The sequence below is a fragment of the Halioglobus sp. Uisw_031 genome, from assembly GCF_047729875.1.
GTDB lineage: Bacteria > Pseudomonadota > Gammaproteobacteria > Pseudomonadales > Halieaceae > Marimicrobium.
The window spans coordinates 3,011,698-3,038,036 of sequence record NZ_CP159826.1 but is presented as its reverse complement, the minus strand read 5'-3'; the positions used below and the strand labels follow the sequence as shown (position 1 = coordinate 3,038,036).

Here is a 26,339-nt window from a genome sequence, read left to right as displayed (position 1 = left end):
GTGTGTTGCGTGCTGGCTTATGAGGCTGCGGTGTTTTGTGAGCTGCTTAATGCTCAAATAGCACAGCCCTTTTAAAGCTGCATCACCAGTGCCACATCCCGAAGGATTTGTAGTTTGGCCGATTTTTATATTACCAACGAATATTGGTTCGCCGCTATCCAACTCATATTGGCGATGTTCGGAGTGGGCGCCACTCTAACTGGCGGGGACTTTCGTGACGTTGCACGCGGACCTAAGCCTGTGACGATCGGCACGCTAGTGCAATTGGTGGTGATCCCGCTATCCGCATTAGTGTTTATCTCAACACTAGGCTTAATGGGCGGCATTGCCGTGTCTATAGCACTGATTGCTGCGATTCCTGGCGGTGCGAGCTCTAATTTTTTTACCTATTTTGCGCGTGGCAATTTTGCACTGTCAATATGCATCACAGCCATCACCACATTGGCGTGCCTCTTTTCGACGCCGATTATTCTCGAGATGTTGATTGGGGACTACATGCCCGCTGATTTCGTCATGCCCAGGCTACTCATCATGCGTGAGATAGCGCTTACCCTGCTCATTCCTTTGTCGCTGGGTATGCTCTATTTATACCTGTTCCCCCAATCTGCAGTACACCTGTCTAAATGGTGTATTCGGGGCTCGTTGTTGGGTATTGGTTTAATCGTTGTGGGCTCCGGCATGGCTGGCCGGATCGATATAGAAGCATTTGGACTGAACAATGCATTAATTATCGTTTATCTAACGTTACTGTTCGCGATTATTGGATGGTTTAGCGGGCGCCTGACCGGACTGAATCGAGCCGACTGCTCTGCGATCGAAATGGAGGTAGTGGTGCGCAATGTGAATCTTGGCATCCTTATCAAGGCCACACTATTTCCGGCCGCGGCGTTACAAACAGCGGCACTCGGCGACACGGTGCTATTTGCGCTGCTGCTTTACGGTGGTCTGCAAATGCTGATCGCGGCAGGCCTTATCGCGCTGGGCCGTCGCTCGGCAGCGGCGTACAGCGCGCGCTAACAATACACATTGCCGCTTACATGATGGCAAACTATAGGCGTAACGACGCAGGCGCTGTGCCAGTATTGCGAATAACAGACCACAGCAGCAGAGCTACATACCCATTTGGGTGAGTATTTTCTCCTGAATAAATGACAGAGGAAAGGCTATGTCAGACTCAGAAGGTTCCATCAGCGTCGAGCAGCGCGGACACATACTGTTGATCGGGCTTAATCGACCCGAAAAATACAATGGCTACACGCCAACCATGGCCAAGGAGCTCCTTGACGCGTTTACGCTTCTAGACGAAAGTAATGAACTCTTCGTAGGCGTACTCTTCGGACACGGAGAACACTTTACGGCCGGTCTCGATCTTCCCAAGTGGACAGGACGCATGCAACACCGGAGCAATATACAGGAAAGCTCGGAGCAACCAGTCGATCCCATAGCGCTTGGACGAGCCTGCCGCAAGCCAATCATCACCGCCGTGCAGGGCATCACCTTTACCTTCGGAATCGAACTTGCGTTGGCCGGTGATATTGTCATCGCCGCTGACAATTGCCGTTTCTCTCAGTTGGAGCCGGCACGGGGTATTCATGCTACCGGCGGCGCCACAATCCGCTTCGTACAGCGCGGCGGATGGGGCAATGCCATGTACCATTTGCTAACGAGCGACGAGTTCGACGCTCAGGAAGCGTATCGAATCGGTTTCGTGCAAGAAGTCGTCCCGGTTGGCAAGCAATTGGAGCGTGCGCTGGAAATCGCCGCAGTGATCGCGGCACAAGCTCCTCTTGCCGTTCAAGCTACCAAGGCGTCGTCGAGACGCTTTGTAGAGGAAGGTTTTACTGCGGCCGTGCGTGAACTCGGCCCGACGCAGCAGCGACTCATGGCCAGCGAGGATGCCAATGAGGGCATCCAATCTTTTATAGAGCGGCGTACGGCAGTCTTTAAGGGCGTATAATTTGGAAGGTATCAGGGCTTACACTGTTGGTTTGACAAAGTCGCACAGCTAAAGCCTGAGCCCAATAATGTTGGATATTGACGGCGGTGACAGAGTTGAATGTGGTAGAAGTGGACGCTAGGGGGTTGGCTTGCCCAATGCCTCTGTTGAAGGCCAAACGGGCACTGAATAGCATGCATGTTGGCCAGAGGCTTCGTGTGCTGGCGACGGATCAGGGTTCTGTGAGGGACTTTCGTGTCTTTGCAGAGCAGTCAGGCCATCTGCTGCTTGATAGCGATGAGACCGGTGGTGTTTACAGCTACCTGATGGAAAAGCAGTGACATTCCGGGACGCTAGGCTCGTTTGGCAGAACGGATAAAGGTGTCAAAATGGCGTTGTTGCTCAAGCAATGATGATGACTTCGACAGTATAATAAGTAGATATCTGACAGAGCGCTCTAGCACGTCAGAGCACTGATAACGCAACGGACGATTTATGCTGGATATTTTCAAAAAGTGGTACAAGCGTTACCTATCTGAGGAAGAGTCGGTCCTTGTGTTGGTGTTGCTGGCGATAGCTGTGGCTTTGTTCATGACCATAGGCGATATTCTCAAGCCTGTGGTCGCGGCTATTGTACTGGCCTATCTTGCCCAAGGTGTCTCGGGGCGGCTTCAGCGCTACGGCTTGCCCCAGTGGCTTGGTGTCGCCGTATCGTATCTAGCCTTTGTTGGCATCTTTTTCGGTTTTAGCTTTGCTTTGTTACCGCTGGTGTGGCGCCAATTGCTGAGTCTGGTGGGTGAAATGCCCCGGATGCTGGACCAGGCACAACAATTTTTGGGTATTCTGTCTGAACGCTATCCCGATATTGTTAGCAAAGAGCAATTCATGGAGCTCATTAGTGTCGCGCAAACCGAATTCGCGGGATTAGGTCAGGTCGCCGTCACGCGCACTCTGGCATCAATTCCCGGTATTCTAACGGTGCTGGTCTATTTGGTACTGATACCGATGCTGGTGTTCTTTTTTCTCAAGGATCGAGAAAAAATTCTCGATTGGTTGGGGGGGTTTCTTCCCGCCGAACGACCTTTGTTACGGCGTATTTGGACAGAAATGAATGAGCAGTTTTCCAATTATGCTCGCGGCAAGGTGCTCGAAATACTAATAGTGGGTTCTGTCACCTATTTTGCGTTTACCTGGTTGGGAGTGGCCTACGCGGCATTGTTGGGTTTATTGGTGGGGCTTTCGGTCATTATTCCTTACATCGGAGCTGCGCTCGTCACTGTGCCGGTAGTCATGGTGGGGTTCTTCCAATGGGGATTTACCGGTGACTTTTATTACATGTTTGCGGTCTACATGATTATTCAGCTATTGGATGGCAACGTGCTGGTGCCATTTTTATTCTCGGAGGCGGTGAACCTGCACCCGGTCGCTATCATCTTGGCTGTGCTATTTTTTGGCGGAATTTGGGGTCTATGGGGTGTCTTTTTCGCGATACCGCTGGCGACCCTAGTCAAGGCTATCATTAATGCTTGGCCTACCTCAGAGCAGGTTGTTGCTGAGGCTGACCCGCTCACGTAAATCTCATGGAGTTTCTGATGTCCGCGTTGAATTTCCGTCATGGCTTGAAGGCTCTGGCGTTTCTGTTGAGTGTCTTGTTACTGACGTCCTGTGTCACCACTTCGCCATTAGGGCCACAGCCGTCCAAGAGTCCGAATGACAATTACACCTACCGGCTGCTAACGTTAGATAACGCTCTGGAGGTGTTGCTGATTTCTGACCCGGATGCCCCGAAAGCTGCCGCTGCTCTGGATATTCTGGTGGGCAGTGGGGATAACCCGCGCGGTCGTGCAGGCCTGGCTCATTTCCTCGAGCACATGTTGTTTTTGGGCACCGAAAAATACCCTGACGCGGCCGAATATGGGCGCTTTATTACCGAGCATGGGGGCAGTCGCAATGCCTATACCAGCTTTGAGAACACCAATTACTTCTTTGATGTGAACAGCGTTGATTTGCCGGTGGCGCTTGACCGTTTTGCTCAGTTCTTTATTGCGCCCCGCTTTGATGCGCAATATGTCGAGCGCGAAAAAAACGCGGTTGAGGCTGAATATCAAATGGGGTTAAAGAGCGATAGTCGTCGCGAGCTCGATGTGTTGCAGGAGGTGTTCAATCAGGACCATCCCTACAGTCAATTTTCGGTGGGAGCGTTAGACACTCTTGCTGATCGTCCCGAATCTGAAATTCGAGACGACTTGATTCAGTTTTACAACACACACTACTCGGCCAATGTGATGCGTCTGGTGGTGCTAGGTTCGCAGTCCCTTGACGAACTAGAGGCGCTGACGAGCCCCTTGTTCAGCCAGATACCGAATCGCTTTTTAGAGCGTGAAACGATTGTTGAGCCCCTATTTGAAGCGGGTAGCCTACCCCTGTTTGTGCAGCTGCAGCCGTTGGCTACCCGGCGGCAATTGAGTGTTTCTTTTCCACTTCGCGATTACCGCGCCCAGTATCAGGTGAAGCCAGAGGTGTACCTAGGCAATCTGATCGGTCATGAGGGGGAGGGGAGTTTGTTGTCCGCGCTTAAACAAGCAGGTCTGGCGGAGGGCTTATCTGCAGGTCAGGGTCTGGCGTGGCGCGGTGGGGCTCTCTTTAGTGTCAATATCTCGCTGACGGAAAAGGGGGCAGGAGACCCGGATCGGGTGTTGCAATTGCTTTTTGCCTACGCAGATATGTTGCGTCAAGAAGGCCCTCAGGATTGGCTTTATGTTGAGCAATCGAGGCTGGCAGACCTTAGCTTTCGTTTTCGGGAGCAGGCCAGCCCCATGCGTTATGTGAGTGCCGTGGCCAGCGGTATGCAGCATTACGCACCGCAGGATATTTTGCGTGGGCCGTATATGATGACCGGTTATGACGAGGCGATTCTGGCGGAACTGCTGCAGCAGTTTAGGCCCGATAATGCTCTGGTGACGTTTAGTGACCAGGCTGCTGTTGGCGATAAGGTCTCCAAGTATTACCAGGTGCCCTATTCGCAGCAGGCGTTGGATGTTGGGCGCGTCACCAGGCCTGAGGGTGACAGGGGCGCGGATGCGCTGCATCTTCCTGTGCCTAACGAATTCATTGCCGAGGATGTGTCGTTGGTGGAGCTGCCCAAGGATATGCCAACGGTGCCGCAGCTGGTGCTGCAATCTGGCAGGCAAAAAATCTGGTTTATGCCGGACGAACAGTTCAGGGTGCCCAGGGGATTAACGTACATCAATTTTCGTTCACCCGAGGTGGGGCAATCTGCTGAGCAGACGGCGCGGGGAGCACTCTACGCAGCATTGCTCACTGACCAAGTCAACGAGTTTGCCTATCCCGCCCAATTAGCGGGGATGAGTTTTGCTTTCTACGGGCATACGCAAGGCATTGGTTTGCGGGTGGGTGGTTATAGTGACAAGCAGACATTGTTACTCAAGCGTTTGTTAGCCAGCATCGTCGAGCCTAACTTTAGCCAGCGTCGTTTTGATGATATTCGCAGCGACATGATCCGGAGCTTGAAAAATGCCATCGCACAGCGTCCTAGTACACAGGTTGTTGATGATTTGAATGAAAGTCTACTTTATGGTCAATGGGGCGAAAAGGCTGTGATTTCGGCTCTTGAGACAACAGACCTGAGTCAACTTGACGGATATATCCGCCAGTTCTGGCGCAGTGCTTCCGCCGAGGCACTAATCTACGGCAACTATGAGCCTGGCGAGGCACCACAATTATCGGCGATGTTGCAGGATATTATCAGTAGCGACCCCGCGCCAACGTTGCCCAAGCGCAGGGTGCTGAGGCTGGCTGCGGGCGAGTCGGCCCAATACGTCGTGGACGTTCCTCACGATGATTCAGTGGTTGCGTGGTACCTGCAAGGAGATGGGGATACTGGGTATGACAGGGCCGCGACGGCGCTGACAGCTCAAATCATGTCGTCCGGGTTTTTTCAGGAATTGCGCACCGAGCAGCAGTTGGGCTATGTGGTCGGGGCCTCCAGTTATAGCAAGCTGCAGGTGCCCGGCCTGCTAATGTTGGTGCAGTCCCCGGTTGCAGATGCCAATGCGGTCGCAGTGGCAATGAACAATTTCATGCTGGACGTGGAGCCACAACTGGATGAGGCACAATTTGAGCGGCATAAAGTGTCGCTGGTCAGTGATATTTTGCGGCCGGATAAAAACCTAGCGGAACGAGGTGAGTACTTGTGGCAAGCCATTGCGCGCCAGGACCTGGACTTCGCTGGGCGTCAGACGCTGGCAACAGCGGTGGAAGCCATCACTCTGGATAGCTGGCGGGTCTACTACGAGCGGGTCTTTTTGGCGCAGCGTCACTCGTTGCAAGTGGTCGCCCCGGGTAGCCGGGGTATTCTTCCAGAAGGCGATTTTGAGCGTTACAACTCAGCCAAGGCCATTCAGCGTGGGCATGCCACGTATGTCCGAGAATAAGGCTTGGTGGGTATAAGCGCCTTAGCAGTTGCGGGCTCGCCATTCAGGCATAATAGCGGACACCGTGCCGATCACTAAGTTCCTATATAGAATGAACCAGATCTGTGGGGGACCACTTCGGTATCATCGGAACACGCTTGGCGATTCACTATCGCGTCTCGAATCTGCTATAGTCAATTAGGCGAGGTTTAGTTTGGTTGTGTTGTGTTTTACAGCCAGACAAGTTCTATTTTAGAACCTAATAAGGGCTGAGTGTGACTCGTCCTGCTGTTTGACAGGAGCTTGAGCTGATATGAAGGAAGACTTAAACCCCTCGGAAACGCGCGAGTGGCTCGATGCACTCGACGATGTGGTAAAACACGCAGGTGCTGAGCGCGCTTCCTTTTTGCTGCTAGAGTTGTCCAAGCACGCAATCAACGCTCGTCTGCGCCTGCCTTCGGCTATCACCACACCCTTTTCCAATACGATCGCGCCTTCCGAAGAAAAAATGATGCCCGGTGATGTCTTCATGGAACGCCGGATTCGCTCGTTGGTGCGCTGGAATGCGCTGGCTATGGTGATGCGCGGTAATGATAACGATGAGGGACTGGGCGGCCATATTTCGAGTTTTTCCTCCAGCGCTACGTTATATGACGTGGGCTTTAATCATTTCTTTCGCGGTACTGAGGGCGGTCACCCGGGAGACCTGGTGTTTTACCAGGGACACAGTGCGCCAGGCATGTATGCGCGCTCTTATCTGGAAGAGCGACTGACGGAAGAACAATTGGATAACTTTCGACGGGAGGTGGGTGGTCACGGGTTGTCATCCTACCCGCATCCATGGCTGATGCCCGATTACTGGCAGTTTCCCACCGTGTCCATGGGGCTCGGTCCGATACAGGCTATTTATCAGGCGCGAGTGATGAAATATCAGCAGGATCGCGGTCTGCTCGACCATGGCGACAGAGAAGTCTGGTGCTTTATGGGCGACGGTGAATGTGATGAGCCTGAGTCCCTTGGCGCTATATCGCTCGCTGGCCGCGAAGGGATGGGCAATCTCAATTTTGTGATCAACTGCAACCTGCAACGCCTGGATGGTCCGGTGCGCGGCAATGGTAAAATTATTCAGGAGCTGGAAGGGATTTTCCGCGGCGCAGGCTGGAATGTGATCAAGGTGATCTGGGGCCGCAAGTGGGACCGTCTGCTGGAGAAAGATAAAACGGGCCTGCTACAGAAACGGATGGATGAAGTCTGTGACGGCGAGTTGCAAAACTACAAGTTCAATGGCGGAGCCTATACGAGAGAGCATTTCTTCGGTAAGTATCCTGAACTTCTGGAGCTGGTGGCCGACTTGTCGGATGACGATATCATGTACCTCAACCGAGGTGGGCATGATCCCTATAAGGTCTACGCAGCATATGCTGCGGCTGTTGGAGAACATGAACGTCCCACCGTGATTCTGGCAATGACGGTGAAGGGTTACGGCACAGGTGAAGCCGGCCAGGCGAACAATGAAACGCACGCCCTGAAAAAGCTCGACATAAAAAGTCTCAAGGCGTTCCGAGACCGCTTTGATATTCCTATTAGTGATGCCGAGTTAGAAAATGTGCCGTACTACCGGCCGCCGGCAGACAGTCCGGAGATGCGCTATATGCTTGAGCGAAGGCAGGCCCTGGGCGGTTTATTGCCGAGGCGACGCGCAGCCATGGATTTACTCGAGACACCACCACTGACGGCTTTCGGTAATCAGCTTAAGAGCAGTGGTGCGCGAGAAGTTTCTACCACGATGGCCTTTGTGCGTATGCTTTCCAGTTTGGTGAAGGACGCCGATATTGGGCAGCGAGTGGTGCCAATCGTGCCGGACGAAGCGCGTACGTTTGGCATGGAAGGTATGTTTCGACAGCTCGGCATTTATTCTTCGGTAGGCCAGCGCTACACGCCACAAGATGCCGGACAGATGATGTATTACAAAGAGGACATCAAGGGGCAGATTCTGGAGGAGGGCATTAACGAGGCGGGCGCATTTTCCGCCTGGTTGGCTGCAGCCACGTCTTACAGCACAAGCGCGTATCCTATGGTGCCGTTCTATATTTTTTACTCCATGTTTGGTTTTCAGCGTATTGGAGATCTGGCTTGGGCGGCTGGCGACAGTCAGGCGCGTGGATTTCTCATCGGGGCGACCGCTGGACGCACCACACTGAATGGCGAGGGCCTGCAACACCAGGATGGGCACAGTCACTTATTGGCCAGTACGATACCAAACTGCGTTAGCTACGATCCGACCTACGCCTATGAGCTGGCAGTGATTATCCACGATGGGTTACACCGCATGTATAACCAGGGTGAGAACCGGTTTTATTACATCACCACGATGAATGAAAACTATATTCAGCCGGAGATGCCGCAAGGTGTTGAAGACGGCATTATTCAGGGTATGTATCAGTTCAAGGTGTCCACTGCGCCGGGAGATTTGCGCGTTCAGTTGCTAGGCTGTGGCGCGATTTTACGCGAGGTTGAGGCTGCTGCGGCGATTCTAGAGAGTGACTATCAGGTAGCGGCAGATATCTGGAGTATGACCAGTGTGAATGAATTGCAACGTGAAGGTAAAGCGGTGCAGCGTTGGAATTTGTTGCATCCTGAAGTCGAACCCAGAGTGCCCTATGTCACCCGACTGCTGCGTGATGCCAGTGGCCCCACAGTGGCTGCGACAGACTACATTAAGGCATACGCTGACCAAATCCGGGAGTTTGTGCCGGGAGCCTATACCGTGTTGGGTACGGATGGCTTCGGTCGTTCTGATACGCGCAGCAAGTTGCGCGAGTTCTTCGAGATAAGTCGCGAATATATTGTACTTGCGGCACTCAAGGCGCTGGCGGATGAGGGGCAGATCGAGAATGCCCGGGTTACCCAGGCGATAAGTGCGCTGGGTATTGATCCGGACAAGCCCAACCCGTTAACAGTCTGAGGCAGGAGGAAATACGGCGTGCCTATACAACAAGTAATCGTGCCTGATATCGGTGGTGCCGAGGGCGCTGAAGTGATTGAGCTACTGGTGGCGGTTGGTGATCAGGTTGTGCTGGATCAGGGCCTCATTGTATTGGAGTCCGACAAGGCCTCCATGGAAATCCCTGCTACTGCTGCTGGCACTGTCGTTGAGCTACTGGTGGCGGAAGGTGATCAGTTGGCAGAGGGTGCAGCGGTGGCGATGATAGACGTCGCTGAGCAAGTCGCAGATGCGGCTCCGACGCCTGGAGAGGATGAGGCGACCGCCGCAAGTGATGCGCCCAGTGTGGGTGACGTTGGGGCAGAGCAAAAGGCAAGTGCTGTGAAAGAGGCACCTGTAGCGAAAGAGACACCGGTTGCGGAAGCAGTGTCAGCAGTGAATGAAGCGCCAGTGCTGCCGGTGGAGGCCGCGCCATTAGCACTGGAGGTCGCGGGTGAAATCTATGCGGGCCCGGCAGTCCGAAAACTGGCGCGAGAACTTGGTGTTCAGTTGGTGCGAGTGGACGGTACTGGCCCACAAGGTCGTGTCCTTAAAGAAGATCTGCAACAGTTTGTGCGCAAGGTCATACGTGAACCTGTAGGTGCGGTCACGGGTGGCACGGGTATTCCTTCGGTGCCTGAAACTGATTTTGCTAAATTTGGTGAGGTCGAAGTCACCCCGCGCACCAAGCTCGATAAGCTGACGGCTATCAATATGCACCGTAGCTGGGTGAATGTGCCCCATGTGACCCAGTTCGACGAGGCAGACATTACCGATCTTGAAGAATTTCGCGCGGGACTCAAGGCTGAGGCCGAACAGCGCTCCACGCGCATTACGCCCTTACCGTTTTTGCTCAAGGCCTGTGCGCTTGCACTGCGAGACAACCCCAAGATCAACAGTTCACTGGCGCGCGGTGGTGAAGACCTGGTTCACAAGAAATATATTCATATCGGCGTGGCGGTTGATACCCCGGCCGGGCTGATGGTGCCGGTGATTCGCGACGTTGATAGGAAAACTATTTGGGAGCTGGCGCACGAAGTTGCAGAGTTGGCGAGCCGTGCTCGTGACCGTAAGCTCCTGCCAGCAGAGATGCAGGGCGGGTGTTTTACCGTTTCCAGCCTGGGCAATATTGGCGGCAACGGTTTTACCCCTATCGTCAACACGCCAGAGGTGGCTATCCTTGGGGTGTCGAAGGCCGCCATCAAGCCGCTGTGGAACGGTGCGGAGTTCGCACCGCGCACGATGCTGCCGGTTGCGCTGTCTTACGACCATCGGGTGGTGAACGGCGGTGATGGCGGGCGCTTTTTAACCCGCATAGTGTCTCTGCTCAGTGATATTCGTCAGCTCAGTTTATAAAGTCTACGGCAGCCCAATAGGGCTTTTTACCAGACACAGTGAAGAGATCTATTGAAAGGCCTACCAACGCGGTTTCGATGCAGAGCTGCTGTTGTCAATGGTGGTTCAGCCGCAAGAGGCCGTCTCGCAGTCGCTCCAGGCTATACGGTGGCTGCATGACAGGCCAAAGGTTTGGTTGTAATGCGTCGAGCTGAGTCAGGGATTGTTGCTCCCAGCCAGCGTCGCGCATCAAATGAATAAATTTCAGTGTGCGAAAGGCATCAAACCACTGCTGAAACTGACGCTGGAATTGTGCACTCGACTTGCTCTGTCGTTGGCAGTGGGCGAGCCCCGATCGTATTCCCATTCCCTGCAGCGCTGCATCTGCTTGCTCGGCCACCGTCGCGCCAAGCCCTTGTCTAACGAACAGTTGGGAAAGCGCCGCATCGGGGGATTGACTCAGTTCAGGCAGGCTTGCGAGTAATGCCCGAAGTGCCTCAAAACAGCGGGGGTGATCAAAAATCCGAACATCCTCTGGCCGCCCGGCCGCAACAATGGCGGCCACCGCTGGGCCTGTTCCAAAGGGAACCCGTGATGAGTGTCGCGATTGCAGTTGGATACACTGTCCTGACAGCCTGCTAATCGGTCCAATTTTGGCCAGTTTGTTTAGAATATAAAAATCTTCGGCACCAGCGCGTTTTGGAAAGCCGCGCACTTGCACATAAGCGTCGGCCCGGATGGCTATGCAACTTCCCAGCGTGTGATGTGCATAGGGAGAGCCAGCATATTCCAGTCCCAGCACATAGTGATGCAGGCGCAGTTCATACAGCGCAGTGGCGGTATCACAGTGCTGTTCTTCGCCTGGCATGTGTTGGAAACGGAAAATACCAGCTACTGCATCCGATGCGGCGCTATCGAGTTGTTTGAAGTAATCCTGTGGCACGCTGGCGTCCGCGTCGGTGCAGCAAAGCCATTGCCCGCTAATCCCGCCAGCGACCATCCACTGCAGCGCCAAATCACAACCTGTCTTGCGCGCCAATCCGACGCCCAGAGCAGCGGGTGTCGGCCCGCACAGTAATTCAATATCGTGCAGGTAAAGATCCGTGTGCTCGTTCAAACATTGAATGGGGACAGAGCCTCGCTGCGCCTGCGGCAAGGGTTGTCCCTGCAGGGCCCTTCGTAGCTCGGCGTTGGCCTGTGTGTCACTGTCACTGTCGGGGCGGTTCAGCACAAGAATGACCAGTGTGCGACCGGTGCCTTCTGGCATGCGTGTCAATGTCTCCAGCAAGGCCGGTGATTCCCTGTAGGTGGGAATGATCACCACATCATGCCAATGGGGATGCGCAAAACTGTGGCGGGGCAGATCCGTTTCCGTGTGCCTTTGCAGATAGCGCTGCAGGGCGACACTGTCATGCATTACTGAGTGAACTCCATCAGTGCAGCGCTGCCCGTATAGGTAACGTTGCGACGATATCGGCTTCGATATCCAGCAGTTCATCCCAGCGCTGCTCAATCATGTCGTGATCAAGGTACTTGTGTGCCAATTCCAGAAACAGCTCAAAGTGGCGCGCCTCAGAACGGGCGATGGATTGATAGAATTTCTTTAACGGGCCGGGCTCAAGCGCGTTGGCTACCAGTGCAAACCGTTCGGCTCCTCGGGCTTCTATGATGCTCGCGGTCAGCAGGCGGTCCAGAAAATAGACCTCACTGCCCTGACGCAGCGATTGGCGAAATGCACCGACATAGGGATCCTTCTGGTCTGGCGTGGTGATGAGTCCGCGCTGATGTATCCATTTGAGGACTTCGCGGTAGTGGGTCAGTTCTTCTATCGCCAGGTCCGCCATAGCCGTCACTAGGTCGGTGCGGTCTGGGTAGTGGGACAGCATGGAGATTGCCATGCCCGATGCCTTTTTTTCGGCAGTCGCATGGTCGAGCAGAAAGCGGTCGAAGTCTCCCATGACCGCGGTGGTCCAGGCAGGCAGTGTGGCGAAGCGAAGGGGTGATTCCAGCATACGGTCGATGATAGTGTGTTTGTAAAGGGCTGTCATTGAACTGTAAGTGGGCAGCGAACACAAGATGATATGCCGACACGACTTGCGATAGTGCGCGATCGGTATGCTAAACTTTGCCGTCGCTTTCGGGTCGGGCAGGCTTAGGCTGTTTCCGGCATTGCTACACACAAGAGGATAGATTTGCTAATGATCATCAAACCACGCGTACGCGGATTTCTATGTGTCACCAGTCACCCCGCGGGTTGCGACACCAATATCAAGCGGCAGATAGACTATGTGAAGTCTCAGGGGCCGATAGTAGAGGGTCCAAAACGCGTACTGGTGATTGGTGCATCCACCGGATATGGCCTTTCATCCCGTATCACAGCGGCGTTCGGTTGTGGTGCTGATACACTCGGAATTTTTTTTGAGAAAGAGGGTACACAGACCAAACCTGGGACCGCCGGATGGTACAACTCAGCGGCCTTCCACCACCATGCGCAGGCCGCTGGCCTGTATGCTAAGAGTATCAATGGCGATGCCTTCAGCAATGCAGTCAAGCAGAAGGCTATCGACACGATCAAAGCCGATATGGGGCAGATTGATTTGGTGGTCTACAGTCTGGCATCACCACGCCGACAGCACCCGGTTACCGGCGTGGTGCACAACTCCACGCTGAAGCCTATCGGCGGTGATGCGGTGCAAAAGGGCGTCAATACCGACAAAGAGGAGGTGCAGGATTTTCATTTGGAGCAGGCCACTCAGGACGAAATAGACAATACGGTGGCAGTCATGGGCGGCGAAGATTGGCAGATGTGGATTGATGCGCTGGACGACGCGGGTGTGCTGGCCGATGGTGCGAAGACCACCGCCTATACGTATATTGGAGAGAAACTGACCTGGGACATCTACTGGCATGGCACTATCGGTGCAGCCAAGAAAGATCTGGACAAACGTGTCGTTGCGATCCGTGAGCGTATGGCTGCAAAGGGTGGGGACGCTCGTGTGTCAGTCCTTAAGGCGGTGGTCACGCAAGCCAGTGCAGCGATTCCCGCGATGCCTATTTACTTGGCGCTGCTGTTCAAGGTGATGAAAGAGCAAGGTACCCATGAGGGTTGTATCGAGCAAATTGACGGCCTGTTTCGCGATTCACTCTATAGTACCCAACCCTATCTGGATGAGGAGGGACGGTTGCGCGCCGACGGCCAAGAGCTGGATCCGGCGATACAAGATGCGGTGGCCAAGCTGTGGCAGGGGGTCAATACTGAAACCCTGCGTCAGTTGTCGGATTTTGAGGGTTACAAGCGAGAGTTCCTGCAGTTGTTCGGCTTTGAAGTAGACGGTGTGGATTACGCCGCCGATGTGAATCCCGAAGTCCCTATCAATAATATGGTCTGAGTCTATGTTTGAACACGGAGTTCCTTTTCGGCTTAACGGCAGGGTTAGGCGACTCGTCGCACCCAATGCGGGCGTGATGACAGGGCCAGGCACCAACACGTATCTGTTGGGTGATGATGAGGTGGCGGTGCTGGATCCGGGCCCTGCTCTGCCCGAGCATATCGATGCCATATTGGACACCGCCGGTGACCGTATTCGCTGGATCGTTTGTACCCATACCCATCCCGATCATTCTCCTGCCTGGAAGGCAGTAGCGGAGGCTACAGGCGCACAAGTGATTGGCGCGTCTCCACCGGATGATATGTTTCAGGACACGACGTTCACCCCAACCTTGGAGCTACAGCACGATTATGTGCTGTCGACAAAAGAATTTACGTTGCGCGCAGTCCACACACCAGGCCATGTGGGAAATCATTATTGTTTCTTCTTGGAAGAGGAGGGGATGATGTTTGCCGGCGATCACATTATGAATGGATCGACGGTGGTGATTATTCCACCGAGCGGTAACATGAAGGCCTATATCGAATCGCTGCAACGGTTGCTGGATTATCCGCTGCAATTCATCGCTCCCGGCCACGGTGATGTGATGCCTGAGCCGAAAGCGACGGTGGATTGGTTGGTGAATCACCGCTTGATGCGCGAACAAAAAGTTATCGACGGTTTGCGCAAGACTGGGCGTGTGCCGCTAGACGAGCTGGTAAAGGTCGTCTACGACGATGTCGACACCAGTCTACACAAGATGGCACAGCTCTCACTCAGTGCTCACCTGATTAAATTGCGCGAGGAAAATCGAGCGCGGCAACATGCGCCCGATGATTCATGGGAAATACTGGACGTTTGACAATCGCGCTGCGCGGTCCCCCCAGTGGGTCGCCAGTGTGATCGTTAGCCTGCCATCGAATAGGCCCATGACGAAAAATCAATAAGAGGAAGTGAGTGATGAACGGATTGATGATGAACATGCAGTTGTCTATCGCCTCCATCGTGGAGCATGCGGAGCGTATTAACGGCGACGTTGAGATCGTCTCGGTAATGGGCGACAAGCCACGACATCGTTATACGTATCGAGAGGCCTTTGCGCGCACACGCAAGCTGTCAGATAGCATGGCCCTTTGGGGGCTGGAACAGGGCGACCGCATTGCCACACTGGCTTGGAATGATTATCGGCATTTCGAGATTTACTATGCCGCTGCTTGTAGTGGCTATGTCTGCCATACGATTAACCCGCGCCTTTTCCCCGAGCAGCTTGCCTACATTATCAATCACGCAGAAGATCGCTATGTTTGCATCGATCCGGACTTTGTGTCGCTGGCGGAAAGTCTGGTTGATCAGTGTCCCACAGTGCAGGGGTGGGTGATAATGACGAGCGAAGAGGATATGCCCGAAACCCGTCTGCCTAATGTTATTTGTTATGAAACACTGGTTGTGGCCGGCAATGAAGCCTTTCAATGGGCGCCGCTGGACGAGAACGCTGCCTGTGCCCTGTGCTACACCTCGGGCACAACCGGTAACCCGAAGGGCGTATTGTATTCCCACCGGTCAACGATATTGCACGCTTACGCCGCCATGATGCCGGACGCATTGGGTATTTCTCAGCGTGATGTCGTGATGCCAATCGTGCCCATGTTTCACGTCAACGCGTGGGGTAATCCCTATTCGTGTCCCATGGCCGGCGCCAAGCTGGTGTTGCCCGGCAACAGGATGGGTGATGGTCAATTTATGGCCACCCTGATTAACGAAGAGGGTGTCACGCTGTCGGCGGGTGTCCCTACCGTATGGTTAGGCATGCTCGCGCATCTCAAGGCCTCCGGTGACGACGTTGCTTCGCTGCGGCAAATTATTGTGGGCGGTGCGGCCTGCCCGTTATCCATCATGGAGGATTTTGATCACTACGGTGTAGAGGTGCGGGTCGGTTGGGGTATGACAGAGATGAGCCCGTTGGGTACGGTCAACGCTAGCATGGGTTCCAGAGAAGGTTTTGGTGAGCAGGCGTTCGCCAAAGTGCGCCTCAAGGCGGGCCGGCAAATTTTCGGCGTAGAGATGAAAATTGTGGATGATGAGGGCCACGACTTGCCTTGGGACGGTGTGGCTTTCGGCTCGCTTCTGGTCAGGGGCCCCTGGGTGTGCTCCAGTTATTTTAAATTGGAAGGATCTGATGCTCATGCGCACGAAGGCTGGTTCGAGACCGGCGATGTGGCCACCATTGATTCCCAGGGTTACATGGCCATCACTGATCGCATCAAGGACGTCATCAAGTCGGGCGGTGAGTGGATTTCTTCCATCGAAGTGGAGAACGCGGCAACGGATCACCCCAAAGTGGCAGAAGCCGCAGTCATCGGACATTTTCATCCCAAGTGGAGCGAGCGCCCCTTGTTGCTTGTGGTGCGTGGATCTGAGTCGCAGGACCTCACCGCTGAGGAAATGCTGGCGTGGTTTGACGGTAAGATCGCCAAGTGGTGGACGCCGGATGCAGTAGAGTTTATTGACGAACTGCCACATACGGCTACCGGTAAAGTACAGAAGGTCAAGTTGCGGCAGATGTTCAAAGATTACGTGTTTCCGGGCACTGAAGCTTGAAGACAGCGAACAGATTACAGGCTACTGCTGCTATATATTCGTAATATAACTGTGAAAATTCTACGAATAATCCTTTAAAACTCCCTGAATACTGATTAATATACATATTGCCGTCAGAATGAATTGCGAGTAATCCTTTGCCTAATCCGGATCAGCAGTACACAGCGCGCACCCTGCCGCAGGTCGTCGTAGACGCCGCGGCTGCGTATGGGTCACGCATTGCCATCATCGATGGCGAGGTGCATCTGACCTACGAGCAACTGGATGCAGCTCGGATCAGTGCGGCGCGGGCCTTCATCGCCGCAGGGCTTGAGAAAGGAGAGCGCATTGCGATTTGGGCCCCTAATATCTATCAGTGGATTATCGCGGCCATCGGCGCGCAGAGCATCGGTGGTGTGCTGGTCCCCTTGAATACGCGCTATAAGGGTTCTGAGGGAGCCTACATCATTCGTTCCAGTGGGGCGAAGATGCTGTTTACTGTGGGTGATTTTCTTGGGATGCGCTACCCCGACATGCTGGCTGACCAGCCACTCCCTGGACTCGAACGCACGGTGCTGTTCAGTGGTGAGGCGGAGGCGTGTGAGTCGTGGGAAGATTTTCTCGCTGCAGGGGAGTCTGTGCCGGCGAAAGAGGTCGCACTCAGAGCGTCCGCCCTGACTCCCGATGATACCCTAGACATTCTGTTCACCTCTGGTACCACCGGTAACCCTAAGGGTGTGGTGACTGGGCACGGCCAGAATATTCGTACCTTCGAGAATTGGAGTGCGACTGTTGGTCTATGCAGCGATGACAATTACCTGATTATCAATCCGTTCTTTCACTCCTTTGGCTACAAGGCTGGCTGGTTGTCGGCCATTATCCGCGGTGCCCGTATGATACCGGTGCTCAGTTTTGATCTTGATGCAGTGTTGGCACAGATCGAACGCGAGAAAATTTCCATGATTCCTGGCCCGCCGACTATCTACCAGTCGCTGCTCGCGCATCCGCGGCGTAAAGAGTATGACTTGTCCAGTTTACGTCTCGCCGTGACGGGTGCGGCGCCAGTGCCGGTCGAATTGGTGCGACAGATGCGCGAGGAGCTGGGTTTTGAAGTTGTGGTGACAGCTTACGGACTGACTGAGACCTGCGGGGTGGTGTCCATTTGCCGGGCCGATGATAGTGCCGAGCGTATTTCTCATAGCTCTGGGCGCGCGATGGATGGCACGGAAATCCAATGCGTCGACAAAGAGGGGCAGTCTGTTGCTGCCGGTATTGATGGAGAAATCTGGGTGCGTGGTTTCAACGTGATGCGTCATTATTTTAATAATGGTGATGCAACGGCAGAAGCGCTCACTCGTGATGGTTGGCTGAAAACGGGTGATGTCGGCGTTATGGATGAGGACGGTTACGTCCGCATTACCGGGCGTATTAAGGAAATGTTTATTGTCGGGGGTTTTAACTGCTATCCCGCTGAAATCGAGAATATTCTGTGTGATATGCCTGGCATCGCTAGGGCGGCGGTCATCGGTGTGTCCGATGAGCGCATGGGCGAGGTCGCCAAAGCTTTTCTAGTGAAGGACGCAGGCGACCCGTTGGATGAGGCTGCGGTTATCGAGTGGTCGCGTGCGCATATGGCTAACTATAAGATGCCTCGTTCAGTCGTCTTCCTGTCCGAGCTCCCGATGAACGCGGGCGGCAAAGTGGATAAAGCGACATTGGCAAAGAGCGCCGAGGTAGAACGGTGAACGATTTATCCGCCAACACGCCCTCTCGCCATATCGACCTGGACGACACGGATCAGGCGATTATTCAACTGCTGCGCCAGGATGGGCGCATGGCCTATCGTGCTATCGCGCGCGAACTGGATATAGCGGAAAATACGGTGCGAGCGCGAGTACGTCGCATGGAAGAATCCAACACCATGCGAGTGGTGGCGGTGACTGACATTGAAGCGGCGGGTTATGGCATGTTGCTGGCCATCGGTGTGCAGGTTGAAGGGCGTTCGCCGGAAGTCGTGGCGCGAGAGATGGCCGCTATCCCAGAAGTGTTTTCTGTCAACGTGGTTGTGGGTGCGCAGGATATTGAAATTCTTGTGGTGTCCAGGGATCAGGCTGCCTTGAACGAATTGATCACCGACAAGTTGGGCGCTATTCCAGGCGTGCGACGCCTTACGCCTGCGCTGGCGCTGGATGTGCTGAAGAATCAACCCGACTGGGTGCCTTTCCATGCGGCATAAACTTGACGAAGCAGACCTCGCTATCGTCGAGCGATTGTCGCGCGATGCGAGGGTGAGTAATCGCGAAATCGCCGAGCAACTCGGTGTGACTGAGGGTACTGTGCGCGCAAGGGTGAAGCGCATGGAAGAAGAGAAGCTGATTCGTATCACAGCGGTCACCAATATTGATCGTTTTAAGGACGCCGCGCTGGCCTACATTTGGATTGAGGTCGAGCGCAGCGGACAGACGAAGGCTGTTGCCGAGCAGTTGGCGGGTATCACGGAGCTGGGGTTTGTCGGCGTGATGCTGGGGCGCTCCGATATCCTTGCCATCACCATGGTGCGCAACGCAGAACACCTGGCGGAGTTTGTGCATCAACGTATTAGTGTTGTCGAAGGCGTGCGCGGTGCGCACAGTACCCTCGGTGTTAATTTCATCAAACACGACTACCGCATGGCGCGGATCGTTAGCTAGAGAAGGAAGACCGTGATGAACAAGCAAATGACGGCGACAGAAGTCGTTGCGCAACTCGAAGATGGCATGACCGTCGGTATTGGTGGTTGGGGTCCGCGGCGCAAGCCAATGGCGCTGGTGCGCGAAATTCTGCGCTCCGCTCTCAAGGATCTGACAATCGTTTCCTACGGCGGCGCCGATGTGGGCATGTTGTGCGCGGCCGGTAAGGTGAAAAAGGTTGTGTTCGCATTTGTCTCGCTGGATTTTATCCCTCTGGAGCCATACTTTCGTCAGGCCCGCCAGTCCGGCTCTATCGAGGTGATGGAGATTGACGAGGGCATGATGCTGTTGGGTCTGCGCGCAGCGAGTTGGGGTATCCCTTTTATCCCTACTGAAGTTGGTCTAGGTACAGACGTTATTACCCAAAACCCTGACATCAAAGTGATCGACAGTCCTTATGATGATAAGGAATGGGTCGCTATGCCAGCATTGAAACTGGATGCTTCTCTGATTCATGCAGACAAGGCGGATGTGCGTGGCGTGTGTCAGATTGCCGGCCCCGACCATTACATGGACGACTGGTTTGCCCGCGCCGCGACAAAGACCTTTGTGTCCTGCGACGAACTGGTTGAGTCCGAGTACTTTCATGATCCTGCGCAAGCGCGGATGGTGCATTGGGAGCGGTCCATGACCACCGGTGTGGTACCGATAGCCGGTGGCGCTCACCCTACATCCTGCAGCCCGCTGTACGGATTCGATGTCGCGCATTTTAAAGCTTACGCAGCTTCTGCCAAGGGTGAGGGAGGATTTAAAGACTATATTCAACAATACCTCGGCGCTTCTGAACAGGAATACCAAAACAATGTGGGTGGTCTCGACGCCATCTGCGCCATTGAATTACCTACGTACTAATTGAACCAGGAGAGAGACGTAATGACAGCAGCAGCTGAATACACCCTGGCCGAACTTTGCATTGTCGCCGCCAGTAAGTCCTTTGCCGATGAGGGTGAAGTTTTGGGCACCGGCATTGGTGTAGTTCCTCGCCTAGCGGCAAGCCTTGCCATGAAGACCACCAACCCCGATCTAATGATGACTGACTCGGAAGCGTGGATGTTGAGTGAACCGAATCCGATCGGCAGTCGTGCGGCGGACTTCGTGCCCTCCACCGAGAGCTGGATGGGCTTTTCGCGCATCTTCGACAACGTGTGGAGCCGCAAGCGGCACGCCATGCTCGGCCCGACCCAGATTGACAAGTTTGGTCAATCCAACACTTCCGCGTTAGGCGGTAGTTATGATAAGCCGAAGACCATGATGCTGGGTGCTCGAGGTTTTCCGGGAAACTCAATCTCTCACCCGAACAGTTTTTTTATACCCGGACACAATACCCGTGTGTTCAAAGAAGGAGAGTGCGACTTTGTATCGTCCGTTGGCTATAACCCAGCGCGGCTTCCCAAGGGGCACAGCCTGGACGATATTGATATCCGGTTGGTGATTACCAACTTGTGTGTGATGGACTTTGGTGGTCCGGATCATCAGATCCAATTGGTGTCATTGCACCCTGGTGTCACCGTAGAAGAGGTGCAACACAATACCGGTTATCCAGTACACATTCCCGCAGAAGTGCTAACGACTGAGGCGCCGACGCAGGAGCAGCTGGATATCATTATGGCTCTGGACCCGCATAACCAGCGGGCACATCAGATACTAGACAATCCCCCGGGAAACCGTTCCTGACACGAGGCAACAGGCATGTTTGAGACGCGCTTAACCACACTTTTGGGCTGTCGTTATCCCATTGTTCAAACCGCGATGGGCTGGGTGGCCGATCCGAAACTGGTGGCAGGGAGCTGCAACGCCGGCGCTTTCGGTTTCTTGGCTGGGGCAACTATCCCTGCCGACGAAATGGAGCGGGATATTCTGCGAGTGAAGGAACTCACGGACAAGCCTTTCGGTGTCAATTTTCATATGTATCAGCCTAATGCGTTAGATATTGTTGATATGGTGATTCGCCACGGCGTGCGAGCGGTCAGTTATTCTCGTTCCCCTGGCCCCGAACTGATTCATAAGCTGAAGGATGCAGGCGTGGTTTGTATGCCTACTGTGGGCCTGGCAAAGCATGCTATTAAGGCGGTAGAACTGGGCGCTGACGCGATCACTGTTCAAGGTGGAGAAGGGGGCGGCCATACGGGCCCGATCCCAACCACGCTGCTGCTGTCACAGGTCGTTGATGCCGTTGGAGGAAAAGTACCTGTGGTAGGGGCGGGCGGATTCAAGGACGGTCGTGGCCTGTTGGCGGCACTGTCGTGGGGCGCGGACGGTATTGCGATGGGCACACGCTTTTTAATGACAGATGAAAGTCCTGTGCCGCGAGAGACGCTGCAGCGGTATGTCGACTGTAAAAATCCTGGCAACGTTATTGTCTCTAAAGCGATGGACGGCATACCACAGCGTATGATTATGAACGAGTTGCTTACCGAGTTGGAGAAGGCCAGCACCCTGCGCAAGCTGATTATTGCGATGCGTAACGGGCTTGCATTTCGCAAACACACCGGCGCCACTTTTTTTAGTCTGTTGCAGTCTGCTATTGCAATGGGCAAGGATGATGACATGACGGCCGCTCAGGCGATTATGTCTGCCAACGCACCGATGATTATCCAAAAGGCGATGGTTGACGGCGAGCCGGCATTGGGTGTGCTGCCCTCCGGTCAGGTGGCGGGAGTGATCGACGAGCTGTTGAGCTGCGAACAACTGGTGAATTCGATTGTTACTGAGGCCGAGCAACGCCTTACCCTTTTGTCGCTTCGTGTGACTGAAAGTTCTCAGGAGTAGTGTTATGTCCAAGCCCTTTAAGGTGAACATTGAAAACGGTATCGCGGAGATGATCCTCGATCATCCGCCCGTTAATGCTTTTGACAGTGCAGGCTGGTTCTCTATAGCGGCTCAGATGGATGCGCTAGGCGTCAATGATGATGTCCGCGTGATTATCATTGGTGCTGCAGGCAAAGGCTTTTGTGCCGGTGTGGATATCAAGGAGCTGGCTGCACATCCCTCGAGAATAGTGGATGTGAACAAGGGCAACTACGAAACCTTTCGTGCTATCCATCGCAACCCCAAGCCGGTGATTATCGCGCTGCACAGTTTTGTGCTCGGCGGGGGTATTGGTATGGCCGGAGCCGCAGACATTATTATCTGCTCTGACTGCGCGCGCTTCGGTGTTCCGGAGATTGATCGCGGAGCCATGGGCGGAGGCGCGCATCTGCAGCGTATGTTCCCGGTGCAAAAAGTACGTTACATGTACTTTACCGGAGAGTTTATTGACGCGCAGGAGGCCTATCGACTAGGCGCTGTGGAGAAAGTCGTGCCGTTGGCGGAACTGTTGCCTAGTGCGCGCGATATTGCCGCTAAGATTGCAGCGAAATCTCCCGCAATGGTGAAACTGGCTAAGGAGGCACTCACCGGCATTGAGGACGGTAATCTCGAGGATAAATATCGCTGGGAACAGGGCTTTACGTTGGAAGCCTACACCATGGATGACTCTCAGGAGTCGCGCGATGCTTTTGTACAAAAACGTGACGTGACGTTTAAGGACTAGACGAAGGATTAGACAATGGATCTTGCATTTACAGAACAACAGCAGGCCTTCCGTGAGGAGGTGCGCAGCTGGCTCGCGGCCAACGCCCCGCTTGAGTCGCTGCAGAGTTTTGATACTGAGGAGGGTTTCATTCAGCACAGAGCGTGGGAAGAAACGCTGAATAAAGGCCGTTGGGGTATGGTGACATGGCCGCAGGTACTGGGCGGCCGAGGCTGCGATTTGATTGAGTGGCTTATCTTCGAAGAAGAATATTACAAAATTCGGGCGCCGCTGCGCGTCAATCAAAACGGCATCTTCTTGCTTGGCCCCACGCTGATGGAGTACGGCACCGAAGAGCAGAAAGCGCGCATCCTGCCAAAAATGGCCACCGGCGAGGAGGTGTGGGCGCAAGCCTGGTCGGAGCCTAATGCCGGTTCCGACATGGCGGCAATACGCACTACCGCGACGCTAGAGGGAGACAAGTACATTATTAACGGCCAGAAGACCTGGTCTACTCGTGCCGTTTGGGCAGACTGGTGTTTCGGTATGTTTCGCACCGACCCAGAGTCTGAGCGTCATCGCGGTCTTACCTTTATTTTGGTGCCGCTGAACAGCCCTGGCATTACAGTGCGTCCGATTCCACAGCTTGACGGACTGCCTGGATTTGCGGAAATATTTTTCGACAATGTTGAAGTTGGCGTTGAGAATCGCCTTGGTGATGAAGGTGCGGGCTGGAGTGTTGCTATGGCAACAGCAGGCTTCGAACGCGGCCTGATGTTGCGCTCGCCAGCGCGCTTTCAGGAAACCGCGCGTCGTCTGGTCGAGTTATATAGCGCTAATCGCGCGTCAGCAGATTGTGATCCTGCAGTAAAAGATGCGGTGCTTGGCGCATACCTTGATGCAGAGAGCTACTGCCTTGCGACCTATCAGACCGCTTGCCGTTTGAATAAGGGCGGCAAGATCGGAGCGGAGTCTTCCACTAACAAAATTTTCTGGTCTGAGTTGGATCAAAATATGCACGCCACCGCGATGAGTATTCTGGGTGCGCGGGCAGAATTGCTTCCTCATGCGCCAGATGCGCACGGTGTAGGCACATGGCTGGACGGTTGGTTGTTCTCACAGTCTGGGCCAATTTACGCTGGAACCAACGAAGTGCAGCGCAATATTATCGCCGAAAGAATGCTGGGAATGCCGAGGTAATTTATGGATTTTACATTTTCTGAAGACCAATTGCTGTTTCAGGAGTCCGTGCGGGATTTTCTGGTCAACGAAGTAACAGCCGAACGTATCCGTGCCAGTTGGGAGACTGACAGTGGCCGCGAAGAGGCATTGTGGAATCAACTCGCGGAATTGGGTTTGACCGGCATGACCGTGCCGGAAGTGCACGGCGGCCTTGGTATGACGGCGTTAGACTTTGTACTGCTAGCACAGGAGTGCGGCTACGTGGCACTGCCTGAACCATTGGTGCATACCGTGATGGTTGCTGTGCCGTTACTGAATGACATTGGCGGTGAATTGGCCGCGCAGTGGTTGCCCAAGGTGGCCAGTGGCGAGGCGAAGGTCATTGTCGGTCTGGAGCAAAATCTGTTAGTGGAGGACGCACATGTGGCAGACCTGCTGTTGATTCAGCAGGGCGATACACTCTATGCCGCGACGCCCGATCAGGTCAGTCTGCGTTACAACGAATCCGTCGACCCCTCGCGAAAGCTGTTCACCGTGGAGCTACTCACCGGTGCCACCGTGGTTGCTAGCGGCGAGCAGGCTGCAACGCTCATTGCGAGCACGTTCAATCGCGGTGCGCTGGGCTGTGCTGCTCAGGTATTGGGGCTGGCGCAGCGAATGATCGACCTTTCGGTGCAATACACCAGTGAGCGGCAGCAGTTTGGCAAACCTATCGGAAGTTTCCAGGCAGTAAAGCACCATATGGCCAATGTCGCCGTGCGGCTTGAATACGCCAAAGCACCGACGCATCGCGCAGCTTATGCGGTAGCAATGGGTCAGGAGGTAGCGGCCCATGCCGTGTCTCACGCCAAGCTGGTCGCGTGTGAGGCCGCTAATCTGGCAGCCAAAAACAGTGTGCAGGTCCACGGTGCCATGGGTTACACCTGGGAAGTGGATCTGCATATTTTTATGAAGAAAGCATGGGCACTCGCCAATACGTGGGGTGACGCGGGCTTTCACAAAAGACGGATTGGTGAACGTATTTTCGCCACAGACGCGGTGCTGGGTGCTGGCGCCACTTTCGTTTGAAAATGAAGGGTATGAACATGGCAGATGCATACATAGTAGACGCAGTAAGATCACCAACAGGCCGCCGTAAAGGAGGCCTGAGTGATGTGCATGGTGCTGATCTCGGCGCCCACGTACTGAAAACGCTGGTCGATCGTAATGGTATTCCTGACGATGAGTACGACGACGTCATGTTCGGCTGCGTCGATACTATCGGGCCCTTAGCGGGCGATATTGCTCGCACCGCTTGGCTGGCCGCGGGTCTTTCCGATGTGGTACCGGGCACAACGATTGATCGCCAGTGTGGTTCTTCACAACAGGCGGTGCATTTTGCCGCGCAGGCTATTATGGCCGGGGTGAATGATGTGGTCGTCGCTGGCGGGGTTCAGACCATGACACAGATTCCAATATCGTCCGCCATGATCGCGGCGCAGCCTATGGGATTCAGCGATCCCTTTTCAGGGAGTCAGGGTTGGGTTGCGCGCTACGGGAGCATTCCTCCCTCGCAGTTTGTCTCAGCACAAATGATTGCAGACAAGTGGAAGATATCACGCGAGCAAATGGAAGAGTTTGCACTTCGCTCGCACACGTTGGCGCTTGCTGCGATTGCGGAAGGCCGTTTCGATCGTGAAATTGCACCGCTCAATGGTGTTGCTATGGATGAGACTCCGCGCAATACCTCCATGGAGAAAATGGCGGAACTGGAACCCTTGATGGAAGGCGGTACGATCACGGCAGCGGTGTCCAGTCAGACCTGTGATGGATCCTCGGCGGTGCTGGTGGTATCAGAAGCGGCATTGAAGCGTTATAACCTCACACCCCGCGCGCGCATCGTGCACATGAGTGTACGTGCAGCGGATCCCATCTGGATGCTCACCGCTCCCATTCCTGCCACTGAGTATGCGATAAAAAAATCCGGTATAAAGCTGTCGGACATTGATCTGGTAGAAATTAACGAAGCGTTTGCATCGGTGCCGATGGCGTGGCTGATTGAGATGGGTTATCCGATGGAGAAGACAAACGTGAACGGTGGTGCGATAGCACTGGGACATCCGCTAGGCGCCTCCGGGACTAAGTTGATGACGACATTGCTGCATGAATTGGAGCGCACGGGCGGTAAGTACGGCTTGCAGACTATGTGTGAGGGCGGCGGTCAGGCTAACGTCACTATTCTGGAGCGATTGTAGGGTCACGGCACTACGTGACCCGGTTTTATAACACGATGCAACAAGACGTAA

The 26,339-nt window shown here is 54.3% G+C and carries 22 protein-coding genes; 20 read left to right on the top strand and 2 right to left on the bottom strand.

The genetic code is table 11. From position 1 onward, the window contains the following. The first annotated feature begins 114 nt into the window (after positions 1–114). From ABXT62_RS13700 to ABXT62_RS13670, 7 genes are all read left to right on the top strand, one after another. Complete coding sequence (locus ABXT62_RS13700; RefSeq protein ID WP_415355843.1) at positions 115–1,017, top strand: bile acid:sodium symporter family protein; 903 nt, start codon at positions 115–117, stop codon at positions 1,015–1,017. Positions 1,018–1,165: 148 nt separating this feature from the next. Next, complete coding sequence (locus tag ABXT62_RS13695) at positions 1,166–1,957, top strand: crotonase/enoyl-CoA hydratase family protein (RefSeq protein ID WP_415355842.1); 792 nt, start codon at positions 1,166–1,168, stop codon at positions 1,955–1,957. 86 nt (positions 1,958–2,043) lie between these two features. Then, entirely contained in the window at positions 2,044–2,277 is a 234-nt protein-coding gene (locus ABXT62_RS13690; protein ID WP_415355841.1) for a sulfurtransferase TusA family protein, read from the top strand. Positions 2,278–2,431: 154 nt separating this feature from the next. Further along, on the top strand, positions 2,432–3,511 hold the full coding sequence (locus ABXT62_RS13685) for an AI-2E family transporter (protein WP_415355840.1): 1,080 nt from the start codon (positions 2,432–2,434) through the stop codon (positions 3,509–3,511). A 17-nt stretch (positions 3,512–3,528) separates the two neighbouring features. Continuing rightward, positions 3,529–6,390, top strand: a complete 2,862-nt coding sequence (locus tag ABXT62_RS13680) for an insulinase family protein (protein WP_415355839.1) — start codon at positions 3,529–3,531, stop codon at positions 6,388–6,390. Between the two features lie 292 nt (positions 6,391–6,682). Further along, complete coding sequence (aceE, locus tag ABXT62_RS13675; protein ID WP_415355838.1) at positions 6,683–9,334, top strand: pyruvate dehydrogenase (acetyl-transferring), homodimeric type; 2,652 nt, start codon at positions 6,683–6,685, stop codon at positions 9,332–9,334. A gap of 18 nt (positions 9,335–9,352) precedes the next feature. Further along, positions 9,353–10,708, top strand: a complete 1,356-nt coding sequence (locus ABXT62_RS13670) for a 2-oxo acid dehydrogenase subunit E2 (RefSeq protein WP_415355837.1) — start codon at positions 9,353–9,355, stop codon at positions 10,706–10,708. 94 nt (positions 10,709–10,802) lie between these two features. Here the strand turns inward: ABXT62_RS13670 and ABXT62_RS13665 are convergent, their stop codons facing one another. Continuing rightward, positions 10,803–12,104: a glycosyltransferase gene (locus tag ABXT62_RS13665; protein WP_415355836.1), complete on the bottom strand. Its 1,302-nt coding sequence runs from the start codon at positions 12,102–12,104 to the stop codon at positions 10,803–10,805. A gap of 16 nt (positions 12,105–12,120) precedes the next feature. Then, positions 12,121–12,735 carry a tRNA-(ms[2]io[6]A)-hydroxylase gene (locus tag ABXT62_RS13660; protein ID WP_415355835.1) on the bottom strand — a complete coding sequence of 205 codons (615 nt, stop codon included), beginning with the start codon at positions 12,733–12,735 and terminating at the stop codon, positions 12,121–12,123. Between the two features lie 150 nt (positions 12,736–12,885). Between ABXT62_RS13660 and fabV the strand changes: the two genes are divergently transcribed. The 13 genes from fabV (at position 12,886) to ABXT62_RS13595 (ending at position 26,288) form a co-directional block, all read left to right on the top strand. Continuing rightward, entirely contained in the window at positions 12,886–14,076 is a 1,191-nt protein-coding gene (fabV, locus tag ABXT62_RS13655; protein WP_415355834.1) for an enoyl-ACP reductase FabV, read from the top strand. Positions 14,077–14,080: 4 nt separating this feature from the next. Further along, positions 14,081–14,917: an MBL fold metallo-hydrolase gene (locus ABXT62_RS13650; RefSeq protein ID WP_415355833.1), complete on the top strand. Its 837-nt coding sequence runs from the start codon at positions 14,081–14,083 to the stop codon at positions 14,915–14,917. Between the two features lie 98 nt (positions 14,918–15,015). Then, positions 15,016–16,653: a long-chain-fatty-acid--CoA ligase gene (locus ABXT62_RS13645; protein ID WP_415355832.1), complete on the top strand. Its 1,638-nt coding sequence runs from the start codon at positions 15,016–15,018 to the stop codon at positions 16,651–16,653. A 137-nt stretch (positions 16,654–16,790) separates the two neighbouring features. Beyond that, positions 16,791–18,377 carry a FadD3 family acyl-CoA ligase gene (locus tag ABXT62_RS13640; RefSeq protein ID WP_415355831.1) on the top strand — a complete coding sequence of 529 codons (1,587 nt, stop codon included), beginning with the start codon at positions 16,791–16,793 and terminating at the stop codon, positions 18,375–18,377. Further along, entirely contained in the window at positions 18,374–18,868 is a 495-nt protein-coding gene (locus tag ABXT62_RS13635) for an Lrp/AsnC family transcriptional regulator (RefSeq protein ID WP_415355830.1), read from the top strand. Before ABXT62_RS13640 ends, ABXT62_RS13635 begins: the two co-directional genes overlap by 4 nt. Continuing rightward, positions 18,858–19,322 (top strand): Lrp/AsnC family transcriptional regulator, encoded by a 465-nt coding sequence (locus ABXT62_RS13630; RefSeq protein ID WP_415355829.1) that lies wholly within the window; start codon positions 18,858–18,860, stop codon positions 19,320–19,322. Before ABXT62_RS13635 ends, ABXT62_RS13630 begins: the two co-directional genes overlap by 11 nt. 15 nt (positions 19,323–19,337) lie before the next feature. Then, positions 19,338–20,213 carry a CoA transferase subunit A gene (locus ABXT62_RS13625; protein WP_415355828.1) on the top strand — a complete coding sequence of 292 codons (876 nt, stop codon included), beginning with the start codon at positions 19,338–19,340 and terminating at the stop codon, positions 20,211–20,213. 21 nt (positions 20,214–20,234) lie between these two features. Continuing rightward, positions 20,235–21,035, top strand: a complete 801-nt coding sequence (locus ABXT62_RS13620; RefSeq protein WP_415355827.1) for a CoA-transferase subunit beta — start codon at positions 20,235–20,237, stop codon at positions 21,033–21,035. A 15-nt stretch (positions 21,036–21,050) separates the two neighbouring features. Then, the gene (locus ABXT62_RS13615; protein ID WP_415355826.1) at positions 21,051–22,130 is read left to right on the top strand and encodes an NAD(P)H-dependent flavin oxidoreductase; all 1,080 of its coding nucleotides are present in this window, start codon (positions 21,051–21,053) and stop codon (positions 22,128–22,130) included. Between the two features lie 4 nt (positions 22,131–22,134). Further along, positions 22,135–22,893, top strand: a complete 759-nt coding sequence (locus ABXT62_RS13610) for an enoyl-CoA hydratase family protein (protein WP_415355825.1) — start codon at positions 22,135–22,137, stop codon at positions 22,891–22,893. 15 nt (positions 22,894–22,908) lie between these two features. Further along, positions 22,909–24,072 carry an acyl-CoA dehydrogenase family protein gene (locus ABXT62_RS13605; RefSeq protein ID WP_415355824.1) on the top strand — a complete coding sequence of 388 codons (1,164 nt, stop codon included), beginning with the start codon at positions 22,909–22,911 and terminating at the stop codon, positions 24,070–24,072. A 3-nt stretch (positions 24,073–24,075) separates the two neighbouring features. After that, positions 24,076–25,122 (top strand): acyl-CoA dehydrogenase family protein, encoded by a 1,047-nt coding sequence (locus tag ABXT62_RS13600; protein WP_415355823.1) that lies wholly within the window; start codon positions 24,076–24,078, stop codon positions 25,120–25,122. 17 nt (positions 25,123–25,139) lie between these two features. Then, positions 25,140–26,288 carry an acetyl-CoA C-acetyltransferase gene (locus ABXT62_RS13595; protein WP_415355822.1) on the top strand — a complete coding sequence of 383 codons (1,149 nt, stop codon included), beginning with the start codon at positions 25,140–25,142 and terminating at the stop codon, positions 26,286–26,288. Positions 26,289–26,339: the final 51 nt, after the last annotated feature.